The following is a 12,970-nucleotide window of genomic DNA, read 5'->3' on the forward strand; positions in this document are numbered from 1 at the left end:
CCATTAAAAATATTTCAACAGGATATTTTTCCAAATTTGTCATAATAGTGACATTAGCACTAAGCAATTCTAATACTTTCTTTATGCTTGGCTATGACCGTTATAGTTGGTTCTTTGAGTGTGCAGACTGCGAGCACCAACGCTTGCTCCAACCATTGCTGCCGCAAGTCCTAACAATGAGCCAAAAGTAAAAGCCCAACTAGCCTTAGATCCATTAGAAGCAACTTCACGTGTTTGTTGAGCGCTCAGAGTAGGTATCGGGCTTGGTGTTGCTCTAGTATTTTGTGTGTCACTTCCAGAAGGATTACTATTCCTTACATCAGGAAGAGTAATTCCATTTTGTTGGACTTGATTAGCAATCTTATCTGCATTAGCAGCCGCCAACCCAAAAGCACCAGTGACTCCAATAGCTACTAACAAAGAGCTAATTGCTAAAGTTGTTGCCCAGAGAATTGCTCCATTAAGAGCAGCCGTACTCCGATTGACCGATCCGAAAGATCTCGCGGTTACCCAACCACCAATAAATAGAGAAATAAATAGACTAATGATTGTCCAGACACCAACGGATTGAGCAACATCACCTGAGTCAGAGCGAGGTGCACCCGAACCTGCAATATTGCCAAAGCCCAGTGCAGCACCGATCGCACTTAGTAATAATTGAGAGCTTATGGCTACCATTAATCCTGCGATGATTGCGCCCCAATGAACGCGATCGCTAAACTCTGTAGCACCATTACCATTATTATTACGACGATCTGTAAAAACTTCTTCTGACTGATTAGTACGAATCATGATTTTTTCCTGTTGTTTGGGCGTTTAATTTGAATTTTGCTCTTACAAGCTTTGAATTCATAGAAAATTCAAAGCTTTTTTGATCATCTTTTGGACAGTTATTTCGTTTCTGCTCAGCTTTGATTTCATGCTGAAGGATTACTGTGTTGATGATCCCGAAGTTCTTTTCATCATCTTCGAGAAAGTTTTCTAAACGATGGGAGATTTCTCGATCATGAGAGGCTTCAATTAAATACTCCTTAAATAGTGATTAAGAGAAGTTCTCTATGCAAACATCATGACAAGAGGCTATTTGACTTCGTGAGTGATTTGATTAACCTAATTCATTACGAAACAAACTGTAGTAAAACTGTAATAGAATTTTCACTTCAAACGGCTCCCTTAATTTCTCAAGGACTCTCTTATAGGTGGTGAGTGGCGATCGCGGATAAGTTTAGGTAGGAAATTCCTTTATGGAGGGGTAGAGTAATCTTGTCAGTTTGATAGATCCGCTTATAGGGGGAAGGGAAAGTCTCACCTAACTGTTATAGTCCATAAGCTTGAGTTCTAAGTAGCTCAGCATAGTTATAAACTAAAACCAAATTACCGTGCTACCTGCTACGCGGGCGGTACGGCAATCTGGTTTTTAAGTTTACTTGGGTTGAGAAAGTGTACATAAGCAGGCTTTCATCCTAACCGTTTACCATATTTCCCAACTTTAAACCAATAGGAAAACGACAGAGATGAATACGCGACTCATCATCAACCCCACTTCTGGTCCTGCTGACAAGCCCGATCTATCAACTGAAATTGTTGAGGCTTTGCAAAATCAAGGCATTAAAGCTGAACTTTGCACAACTTCTCCCGATGAAGATGGTGAGGGACTTGCGGCTGAGGCGGCTAAAGCAGGTGCTAAGCTTGTGATTGTAGCGGGAGGTGATGGCACGATTGAAGCCGTAGCGCGAGGGTTAATGCATACTCAAACTGTGTTAGGCATTATTCCGATGGGAACACGTAATAATATTGCCGCTAGCTTAGATATTCCCAACGATTTATCTCAAGCCATTCAGACTCTGGTAGAGGGAGTGCGTGGTCGGTTTGATATGGGCAAGGCAAACAATCATTACTTTGTGGAAGTAGTAGGCGTAGGGCTAGAAGCTACACTCTTTCCTTGGGGAGATGAAGTTAAAGAAGGAATCAAGAACAATTATTGGGCTGCTTTTAAGAGTTTCTTCTCAGGTATCCAAGCTTTTTTGCAATTTAAACAGCACCGCTTAGTCCTGCGCCTTGATGGCAGACGGATGCGTCGTTTACGCATCTTGCAAGTCAATATCTGCAACAGTCCCCGCTATGGGGTGCAATTTGCCCTAGCGCCTGACGCAAAAATGAATGATGGCAAGCTGGACGTAATATATATTGATAACCCCTCCAAATGGGATCATCTCCTTCACTTCTTTAAAGCTATGCGGGGTGAACGCCTTCCCCATGAGCGGCTCAATATTCATCGAGCGGCTAAAATTGAGATTAAGAGTTATCCACCATTAGAAGTTCATGCTGATGGACAGTATCTAGGCGTTACCCCCATCACTGTGGAAGTGATTCCAGACGCTCTTTGGATTTGTGTACCCACGCCTGAGTTGCTATTAAAGTTCGCTGACGAAAATAATAGTTATGGTGTGACAGAGCAATCTGGCAGCATTTCCACCGATCACCCACCAATCTCTGTTTAAGTTCCACTGATTTGAACTAGTCCGTATAAGCATGAGGCAAGCCAGATGCCGCCTGCAACCCATCCACTCAGGACATCTGTTGGCCAATGCACCCCAAAATACACTCGACTAAAGCCCACTCCCAAGGTTAGAAATACTGCCAAGGGAGCAGTAAGCCATAAAGGAATACTTAGAGACTGCTCCAAGATCGCCGCCAATAAACCGTAAAAGGAAATGGCACTCATGGAATGACCGCTAGGATAACTGTAATCCATCAGACGTTTAGAAGAAGCCCAGAGATCAGGTCGTTTACGTCGGAAGAAAGACTTAAAAATGCCGTTAAGCAACCATGAACCGCTTAGCCCGATCGCTAAAATTAGAGCTGGAATTGCCTCGTCACGATAAATAAGAATTCCTGCGATCGCCATGAGTACAGGAATGGTTATTTCGCCCTGAGCCATTAAAGTTAGAACCATCATGTATCGATCTAGGGTTGGATTAGACCATTCTTTGAGAGTTAGCAAGCAGGACTCTTCAAAGGGGAGCAACCAATCCCATAGAAGGAAGCGAGCAATGAAAACACCTAGCGCTAAAACGAGTGTACCTGCTAGCAAACCTGCCAGCAGATAGGGAATAAAAGCAATGAGTGATTGGAATATCCAGTAAAGGCGAGTGCTAATTTGCGCCATCAGCAATCTCCTTAATGTAATTTATAGCTATTGTAGGCTGTTCATTGTCTTCTAGTTGAGAAAGGCGATCGCTTTGAACTAGAAAATTCATAGCGATCGCCTTTTAGTTTATGGATTTTGCTAATTTGCTAGCGAGAAATTAAGCAAATATTGATTACACAACAGCTTGGTTTGCAACATTGCTATCAATTGATTCTCTAAGAGCACGAACAGTCGCAATCATCGAAACCACATCATTCAATTGGTTAACAGCAGAACCAACACCAACTCCAGAGGCTCCAGCAGCGATCGCCATTGGTGCAGTGATATTGCTCAAACCAGAAGCACACATTACAGGGATAGAAACTGCACGGCTAATCGCATGGGCAGCAGCAAGGGTAGGCGATGCCTTTTCGATCGCACCAAGGACACCTGCATGGGTTGGAGCAGAGCTTGTACCACCTTCAGTTTGGATGATGTCTGCACCGATTGCTTCGAGTTTCTCAGCGAGGGTGACTTGCTCATCGAGGGGCAATGTATGAGGAACGGTGACGGAAATAGCAGTGTGGGGCAATAATGCTCTGGTTTCTGCGGTCAAAGCAATGATTTCGGCGGCGGTAAATACACGACCTTGAGCGTAGAAACTATCGTAGTTACCGATTTCAACAAGATCAGCACCATTAGCTACAGCCTCAGTCAACTTGTGAGCTTCGACAGCCGATACACAAATGGGTAAAGAGCAATTAGACTTAGCGATCGCAATTAGTTCGGCATCAGCCGCGATATCGACAAATGTTGCACCGCCGCGATCAGCTGCTTGCACAACCATTTTCACAGAGTCGCGATCAAAGTTATGGAGACCGCTAATAATCTTGAGAGCGCTGCGGCGGCTAAAAGCGGTTGCTAAGGTAAGGGGTAAACGGGACATAGTTGTTGTAATCCTAGTTAATTAATTTACTTTATTGCAAATTTTTAGAGCTTGCACTCTGTTTCAGCCTATTTTGGATATTTTGACATGGTTGAGAGCTTTAATAAGTAGCTGAGGGAAATTTAAAACCAAAGCAATAAGCTGTGACGCACGCACAGCGTGCGCCACAGCTTATTGCTTTGGTTTTAAAAAAACTTAACTCAACATAGAGCGTAATAAATAGGTATTTTTAGCCTCCTCAGAGGGACTTAGATCAACACCAGCATATTTTTGGGAAAGAGAATCAAATTTAAAGTTTAAAATTAATCAGTTTTTTATATTCAATTCCTAACATATCAAGGGTTTCCAGACATTGACCCTTAAAACTTAGGCTAGCATGATCGCGACGCAATATAGAACTGCTGGATAAGCAACATATGGCTAAGCTCAGAATTGGTATTAATGGATTTGGCAGAATTGGACGATTAGTGGTTCGTGTTGCTGCCAAGCATCCCGAAATCGAGATTGTCGGAATCAACGATCTAGTTCCTTCTGATAACCTCGCTTATCTGCTCAAACATGACTCTACGCATGGTCTCTACGATGGCGAGATCGCTGCAAAGCCAGAAGGTATTGAGATCGATGGCAAGCTTGTTCCCTGTACAGCCATTCGTAATCCGTCCGAATTACCTTGGGGTGAGCTAAAGACGGACTATGTGGTGGAATCTACAGGGCTATTTACCGACTATGCAGGGGCGATCGCGCATATTCATGCAGGTGCAAAGCGCGTGATTATTTCAGCCCCCACCAAAGATCCTGAGAAAGTAACCACATTACTGGTTGGCGTTAACCACCATAAGTTCAATCCTGACAATGATTTGATTGTTTCTAATGCAAGCTGTACCACTAATTGCTTAGCACCAATCGCCAAGGTTCTCAATGATAACTTTGGGATTGCGGAAGGATTGATGACCACGGTTCATGCAATGACTGCAACCCAGCCAACAGTTGATGGACCTAGCAAAAAGGACTGGCGTGGTGGACGTGGAGCAGGTCAAAATATTATTCCTTCTTCCACAGGTGCAGCGAAGGCAGTAGCTTTAGTTTTACCAGAACTGAAAGGGAAACTGACGGGAATGGCTTTGCGTGTTCCGACACCTGATGTATCAGTGGTTGATTTAACCTTTAAGACGGAAAAACCTACCAGCTACAAAGAAATCTGCGCAGCGATGAAGGATGCCTCAGAGGGTTCTTTAAAGGACATTCTCGGTTATACCGATGAGGAGGTAGTCTCAACTGATTTTAGAGGAGATGCGCGATCGAGTATTTTTGATGCTGGTGCTGGCATTGAGTTAAATCCTAACTTCTTCAAGGTCGTTTCTTGGTATGACAATGAGTGGGGTTATTCCTGTCGTGTGATTGATTTGATGATATCGATGGCACAAAAGGAGGGAATTCTCTAATTTTCTGATTTTGTAGGAAGTGCCACAAACTACCACAAAGTGATACTTTCTACAAAAATCTCTCTCTGGTTTCAACCATGTGTAATCCGATGTTTGGCATAGATTGCAACACTGGTAATGCAGAGTAAAGGTGTTAACCAATCCCCCCACATGACATATAAAGTTTTGGTATCGCGCAAATAAACCGTTTCTAAATGGGTTTCATAGGTATTCACATCCGATAGCCAAACTGTGCGCCCATTGGGATCGACAAAGCCTGAATAGCCTGTATTGGTTGCCCTCACTGCCCAGCGATCGCTTTCGATCGCTCTTGCTACATCTTGAGCATGGTGTTGTGCCGACATATAGGAAGCGAAATGAGCATTATTAGATGCTGAGAGAATTAAGCGACCACCTGCGGCAGTTTGAAAACGGAAAGTGGCAGGATAAGCAGATTCGTAACAAATGCCAACGATAAAATGTCCCCAAGGTGTATCGACCAGTTGTTCGCTAGAACCTGCTTCTACTTCGCCTCGTAATGGAGATAGACGCTTGATTAAACTTCCTAAAATTGGTTTAAAGGGAATATATTCCCCAACAGGAACGAGCCTTACCTTGTCATATTGACTGAGGATTTTATTGGAACCATCGATTAGAAAGAGGCTATTCGTGTAGTTATTCGGATCTTCAGTATTGGGATTGCGTGTTTTGCCAAAGCCTCCTAACCAAACAGGAACACGATATTTCTCAACTACTTGATCGAAAGGTTCTCGTCTGGCATCGTAATTGGGATAAAGAAAAGAAATTGCGGTTTCAGGAGTGACGATCATTTCTGCGCCTGACTGGGCTAGCTTCTCATAGCCTTTAGTGTAGTTATTAACGGCGATTTCCCATCCTTTCAGCTTTACCGTCAGTGCATTAGGGAAGTTACCTTGAATGAGGCCTGCTTTAATTGCTTGAGCGTTAGTACTGATCATGCGATCGCTTTGCATTTCCCATGCGCCATAGCCCGACATTGCTAATAAAATCACAATTGTGGCGATCGCATAGCGCCATTGCTTAGCCCAATTTAGTAAAACTATGGACTGCTTTTGTTGGTTCCATAGGGGTTGGCGATCGCGCCAAGGTTTATGTAATAGGGTTTCTGCTAATAATCCATTGATTACCACAATTGCGGAAGTCATCGTCTGTTGTCCAGAGAGTCGGCTAATTTGGAGCAACAGCAAGTCGTGGGGACTCTGGGTATAGCCCAAGGCTGTCCAATAGAGTGGTCCCCAACTCCAGACAATTTCTAATCCACTAAAGATCGCGCAAGCAATAATAATCCGACTGGGAACATTCAGTTTGTGCGTGAATAAAGACATCCCGCCTGCCCATAGTCCTGATAATACAGATCCCCATCCTGTAATCAATATCCAAACTAATGTCGCAATCCAAAAGCTAGTCCACCAAGGTACGCCCATCCATTCCATCGGATGCACTGATGTAATCCAAAATAACGCCATGCCGTGATAGCAAAATCCCCATACTGCTCCCATTGCGATCGCGCTTTTGACTTTTAGCTTCTGAGACAGCAGCCAGAGAGGAATGAGTGCAATCCATGCTAGCCACCATTGACTAAAGGGATCGGGCGTAAGCCCCATGAGTACACCACCAAGGGCAGCAAATAGCAAGTTTTGCAAATTTCTCATAGGAACTAAGTTTCGTTGCTGAAGTGTTTGTTAGGAGGATGTTATCGGGGATTAGTTTTTTAGGATTTAGGCGATCGCTTACAAGCCATACAAATCCTTAACTCATTTCACAAATTTCTGGGCGCGTAGATAATTCTGGATATCGAGGATTTTTTCTCTATTACTGCTTGGTGTAACTGCTGTCTTGGAGGATTTTGACAATCAATTTAAGTATCAATATTCACTCCATATTCAGGTAATTAGTTATTCTGCTTTGGGGCTTATAGTGATTTTTAATAGAGCTTTACTTTCTTGTGATGAATTAAGAGAATTCAAATCACCTAAATTTACAGACTGGACAATACTTAATCGTTGTTGAGAAATTTGCCACTTCGACGCTAAATAGTCAACAATCGACTGAAATCGAGATTTCCTTAAATCGTTATTTTCAAGATTCCTTAAGCTGATCGCAACAGATAAATTCAGTTTTGGATAAAGCTGTAGCAATTTCCCAATCTGGTCAAGATTGATATTAGCATTTGTAGGAATTGTGGCAGCATTCTCATCAAATACAATTTCACTAACTCCTGTATTGATGTAGTCTAAACTAACCTTGGCATTTCCCACCCCTAGACGTTTTTGAACATCTTGTACTACCAAGACTTGAGCATCATCGCTGAGAACGCGATCACTCAAGTAGACAATATTAACTAGAAAAGACTGCGAGTTGCCAATACTGACCGCATAATCCACTAACTGCATATTTGGTGGTAAAGATACATCAGCGATCGCCTTATTTAGAGATTGCAAAAGATTCACCTGTAATTCATTGAGGCTAGGATGTGTGGGAACAGTTGTCTGAGTTACTTCTTCCTTTTTAGATAAAAGTTCATTTGATGCCGTGGGAATTTCCGTCAAGGTGAATTGAATTTGCTGCGGATCTTTTTCTAATTTGCTTGCAAGCTCCTGTACATATTGTTCTTTTTCGGCATCAGAATAAATTTTACTTGTGAAAACATTTAATTTGACCGTGACTAATTTATCTTTTTCACTAATGGATAACCTTTCAATGGATGAACGGATCTGATTATTGGGAAAATTACTAAATCGATACTGCCAAATACTTATGGCATTGCGGCGTAGAGCATTTTGCTGTTGTTTAAAAGATATTTCTTCGCCCAATTTAGCAAAGGCACTACTCAGAGGAACTAGAAGCGCCAGTATTGCTAAAAATCCTACTAGCAGACGACTAGGTAAACTACCAATTGGGCGCAACTTTTGCAGAAATTTATAGCTACCTAAAAAGTTCTGCACTGCTAAACTTTCGCGATCGCTGGATTCCCATAACTTAACTCTTTTTCGCACAGTTTCTGTGTCAATATTTAGTCCTAGAAATACTAATGCTGAAGCAAAGGCAATCGCCACAAGGTTAGTCAAAAATAATAAGCCACCACCTCTAGAAATCTGCAATCCTTCAACTAAATTGAGGCTAAATCCCATACCAATGCCAAAACCAACTACACATAGTGGCGGCATCAGGGCAACGGCGATCGATACTCCTGGAATTGAAGTAATTACCCCTTTGATTGGTCGGCAAGTTGAGATCGTGCCAATGGCTCCTGAAAACAAAGCAACTGCTAAGTCCAAAGTATTAGGAGTTGTTCTCGCCAAAATTTCACTCGTGGCTTCCTTAAATGGTAGGGTAAAAATTAATAAGATCGCAAAAATAATGGCAACTGAACAGCTAATCGTTAGATTGGCGATTGCCCTAACTAGCAGCACAAAGTCACCAGTAGCTAGAGCTAAACCCAACGACAGAATCGGTCCCATCAGAGGCGAAATCAACATTGCACCTATAATTACCGCAGGGCTACTTAATACTAAACCCATTGTGGCAATCCCAGCCGCAAAAATTAACTGAAACCAATAGGCAGCATCGGTTAAAGTCGCCGCTTGGGAAATTTCTAAATAGACCTCAGTTTTGCGCTCTTCATCTATACCCATTTGCTTGGCAAGCCAATCTCGATAGACCTGCCAAGTAGAAGTATTCTTTGCCATGAATTTGATTAATTTGATGGGGATATAGAATGCCAAGAATGAAATTCAATACCTTATGTTAAGCATTGAAATTTAAGCGCTGAAATACTTAGCTATAGGATGATGCACAATCAGTGCCGTAGTTGACTGTTCAGGATAGAGTTGTTCACTCTCATCCATTTCTAAACCAACACGCTTTGCATCAAGCAGATCGAGAAGCTTGTACTGATCCTGCATATTCGGACAGGCGGGATAGCCAAAACTATAGCGAGAGCCATGATAGCGCTGGGCGAGAATATCGCGGATATTGTCGGGATCTTCGCTACCAAAGCCGAGTTCATGGCGAATGCGCGTATGTGTCCACTCCGCCACTGCTTCCGCCATCTGCACGGCTAAGCCGTGAAAATAGAGGTAATCAGTGTATTGATTCGCCTTGAATAATCCTTGAGCAAACTCGGTGGCAATATGTCCAACGGTGACTGCTTGCAAGGGTAAAACATCAACGATTCCCGAATTCTTGGGCGAGAAGAAATCGGCAATACAGAGACGACGTTGGGACTTTTGGCGAGGGAACACAAAGGAATTGATTGGCTCAGCGTTCTTGATGTTGTCGATATCTTGAGGATTGTAAACATAGACCGTATTTCCTTCCGCTAAGACAGGAAAATAGCCATAGACTGAGGTTGGCGCTAGTAACTTCTCATTGATAATCCGTTCTTTCCATGTGTGTAGAATTGGATAAACGGTTTCTTGCAGGAATAGATCGTACTCCTCTCGAGCCTGACCTTGAGGCTTGCGGAACTGCCATTGACCAGCAAAGAGTGCTTGCAAATCCAGATTCCAAAATAGTTCTTCAATGGGAATATCTGCACCTTGGAGAATCTTGGTTCCCCAGTAGGGAGGATTGGGACGGGGGATATTGGTATCGACTGAATCCGATCGCTCAATATCTAAATAGCGCTCTGCAAGCGCTGCTTCTTTCTTAGCCTTATCCTCAGCCGCGGTAGTTACGTCTTTTTCAGAAGTATCAATAACAACGGTTAAGTCTTCATCCAAGAAGCCTTTAGCATCTTCCCATTTACCCTCAGCCTTGGCAGGCATATATTTATCCATAAAGTTGAGGTCAGAGAAGGCATCTTTACCATAGATCACCTTGCCGTTATAGACATTCTGACAATCGTTGTAGACAAATTTAGGGGTGAGTGCTGCGCCGCCGAGAATGACGGGGACTGTAATGCCGCGATTATTAAATTCCTGTAAATTATCCTTCATGAAGGCTGTAGATTTGACCAACAAGCCACTCATGGCAATGCAATCCGCCTTGCATTCTTCATAGGCTTGAATGATATTCTCTACCGATTGCTTGATGCCGATATTGACGACTTTGTAGCCATTGTTGGAGAGAATGATATCGACAAGATTCTTACCAATATCATGGACATCACCTTTGACAGTGGCAATCAGGAATACGCCTTTATTGGAACCTTCGGCTTTTTCCATGAATTTCTCTAAGAAGGCAACAGCAGATTTCATGGTTTCGGCGGATTGCAGTACAAAGGGAAGTTGCATCTGTCCTGAGCCAAAGAGTTCGCCAACTACTTTCATGCCATCAAGGAGGAATTGGTTAATGATTGTGAGCGGTTCGTAGGTTTTAAGAGCCTCAGTGAGCGCGTCATCTAAACCAATGCGATCGCCGTCAATAATATGATTTTTAAGCTTCTCCTCAATGGAGAGATTATCATCAACGACCTTAACACGCTTGGCGGAAACCCCTTCAAAGAGTTTCGTAAATTCGCCGAGGGGATCGTAGGTGCAGATATCACCATCAAATTGGCGCTGATCGAAGATGAGTTGACGAGCTACTTCTAATTCTCTTTCGGGGATTCTATTTAATGGCACAATCTTACTAGCATGAACGATCGATGAATCCATACCGACTTTCATCGCTTCATGCAAGAATACCGAGTTAAGAACAATCCGAGAAGCAGGATTTAAGCCAAAGGAAACATTGGAAACACCCAGCAAGATATGGGTTTCGGGCATCGCTTCCTTGATGCGGCGGATTGATTCGATGGTAGCAGCAGCATTCTGACGATCCTCTTCGATCCCTGTCGAAATCGGTAAAGCGAGCGTATCAAAGAAAATCTCACTGGCGGGCATTCCTAATTCTTCCGTCGCCTGTTTGTAGGCACGGGAAGCGATCGCAAATTTTTTGTCAGCAGTTCGTGCCATGCCTTCTTCATCGATCGTGCCGATGACGATCCCCGCGCCATATTGCTTGGCGAGGCTCACGACTTTGCAGAAGCGTTCCTCCCCATCTTCGTAGTTAGTGGAGTTGAGAATACATTTACCACCCGCCACCTTTAGCCCTGCTTCCATCTTTTCCCATTCGGTGGAATCCAGCATTAGAGGCAAAGTCACGTTAGTGACGAGGCGCGATACCAGTTCATGCATATCCCGCACGCCATCGCGTCCCACATAATCCACGTTCACATCGAGGATATGTGCGCCTTCTTTTACTTGCGATCGCGCGATCGCCACTAGTCCATCCCAATCCTCAGCATTGAGCAAATCGCGAGTTTTCTTAGAACCGCTTGCATTTAATCTTTCACCGACAATTAGGAATGAATTATCTTGAATATAGGGCTGGGAGCTATAAATGGAAGCTGCTGACGGAACGACTAGAGGTTCACGTTTTTTGGGTTTGAGAGTCTTGGCAGCATCGGCTAAAGCCTTGATGTGGGCTGGTCTTGTGCCGCAACAACCACCGATAATCTGCACGCCTAAGTCTTCGACAAAGTGGGCTAAATGTCCTTTAAGATCGTCGGGAGTGAGGCGATAAAAGGCTTGTCCGCCCACATTTTCGGGCAAGCCAGCATTCGGTACACAGGACACCACAAAGGGAGAATGGGCGCTCAAATACTGCATATGCTCTTTCATCAGGTCGGGACCCGTCGCGCAGTTTAGCCCTAAGATGTCGATGGGATAGGGTTCGAGAATGGTCACTACTGCGGAAATATCGGAACCAACCAGCATTGTGCCTGTGGTTTCCATCGTCACCGAAACCATGACGGGGATGCGCGGCTTACCTTCGGCGGTTTTCTTGTCAAAGAACTCAGCGATCGCATTGAGCGCGACCTTAATTTGCAAAACATCCTGACAAGTTTCAATTAAAAGTAAGTCTGCACCGCCATCGTATAGCCCTTCGATCTGCTCGATAAAGGACTGCTTCATCGTATCGAAATCGATGTGGAGCAAAGTCGGTAACTTGGTGGTTGGACCGATCGATCCCGCCACAAAACGGGGTTTCTCAGGTGTGGAAAATTCGGCAGCTACGGACTTAGCTAGTTCTGTCGCTTTTTTGCTAAGTTCATAGGCGAGATGCCCCAAATTATATTCATTCAGGACGATTGATGTACCGCCAAAGGTATCCGTCTCGATCACATCGGCTCCTGCTTCTAAAAAGTCACGATGTACTTTGGCGACTGCTTCAGGTTTCGTCATCACCAGATACTCGTTGCAACCCTCATACTCTGCGCCGCCAAAATCTTCGGCGGTCAGGTTTTGGACTTGCAAATTTGTACCCATCGCACCATCAAAGACAATGACGGGGCGATCGCTGCTGTGAAGACGTTCCAGAAACAGACTGGTCATGTGATGTATACCCTAGGCTAATGAAGCTACTCTACCAAAAAAACATGTAGTGATTTTAGGGTAGGTGACTCGAAGTACCAACTACCCCAGAATTAGATCGTTTTGCCCCTAA

8 protein-coding genes are annotated in these 12,970 nt (G+C 43.8%); 2 read left to right on the plus strand and 6 right to left on the minus strand.

The features are described from left to right. Positions 1-81: 81 nt before the first annotated feature. Positions 82-792 (minus strand): hypothetical protein, encoded by a 711-nt coding sequence (locus tag NMG48_RS06500; protein WP_271254486.1) that lies wholly within the window; start codon positions 790-792, stop codon positions 82-84. Between the two features lie 722 nt (positions 793-1,514). On the opposite strand from NMG48_RS06500, the gene NMG48_RS06505 reads away from it, so the two are divergent. Continuing rightward, positions 1,515-2,501 (plus strand): diacylglycerol/lipid kinase family protein, encoded by a 987-nt coding sequence (locus NMG48_RS06505; protein WP_271254487.1) that lies wholly within the window; start codon positions 1,515-1,517, stop codon positions 2,499-2,501. On the opposite strand, the gene NMG48_RS06510 is transcribed toward NMG48_RS06505, so the two are convergent. Beyond that, the gene (locus NMG48_RS06510) at positions 2,498-3,169 is read right to left on the minus strand and encodes a phosphatase PAP2 family protein (protein ID WP_271254488.1); all 672 of its coding nucleotides are present in this window, start codon (positions 3,167-3,169) and stop codon (positions 2,498-2,500) included. The genes NMG48_RS06505 and NMG48_RS06510 overlap by 4 nt on opposite strands. Before the next feature lie 154 nt (positions 3,170-3,323). Then, positions 3,324-4,076, minus strand: coding sequence for a DUF561 domain-containing protein (locus tag NMG48_RS06515; RefSeq protein WP_271254489.1), 753 nt, complete (start codon positions 4,074-4,076; stop codon positions 3,324-3,326). Between the two features lie 416 nt (positions 4,077-4,492). Here NMG48_RS06515 and gap point away from each other — a divergent pair, with 416 nt between their 5' ends. Beyond that, positions 4,493-5,518, plus strand: coding sequence for a type I glyceraldehyde-3-phosphate dehydrogenase (gene gap, locus NMG48_RS06520; RefSeq protein ID WP_271254490.1), 1,026 nt, complete (start codon positions 4,493-4,495; stop codon positions 5,516-5,518). A 71-nt stretch (positions 5,519-5,589) separates the two neighbouring features. Here gap and lnt read toward each other — a convergent pair whose 3' ends face one another. The 3 genes from lnt to metH form a co-directional block, all read right to left on the minus strand. Beyond that, complete coding sequence (lnt, locus tag NMG48_RS06525) at positions 5,590-7,188, minus strand: apolipoprotein N-acyltransferase (protein WP_271254491.1); 1,599 nt, start codon at positions 7,186-7,188, stop codon at positions 5,590-5,592. Positions 7,189-7,431: 243 nt separating this feature from the next. Continuing rightward, positions 7,432-9,225, minus strand: a complete 1,794-nt coding sequence (locus tag NMG48_RS06530; protein ID WP_271254492.1) for a DUF389 domain-containing protein — start codon at positions 9,223-9,225, stop codon at positions 7,432-7,434. Positions 9,226-9,297: 72 nt separating this feature from the next. Next, entirely contained in the window at positions 9,298-12,858 is a 3,561-nt protein-coding gene (gene metH / locus NMG48_RS06535; protein ID WP_271254493.1) for a methionine synthase, read from the minus strand. Positions 12,859-12,970 lie beyond the last annotated feature (112 nt).

This window comes from Pseudanabaena sp. Chao 1811, from assembly GCF_027942295.1.
Classification (GTDB): Bacteria; Cyanobacteriota; Cyanobacteriia; order Pseudanabaenales; family Pseudanabaenaceae; genus Pseudanabaena.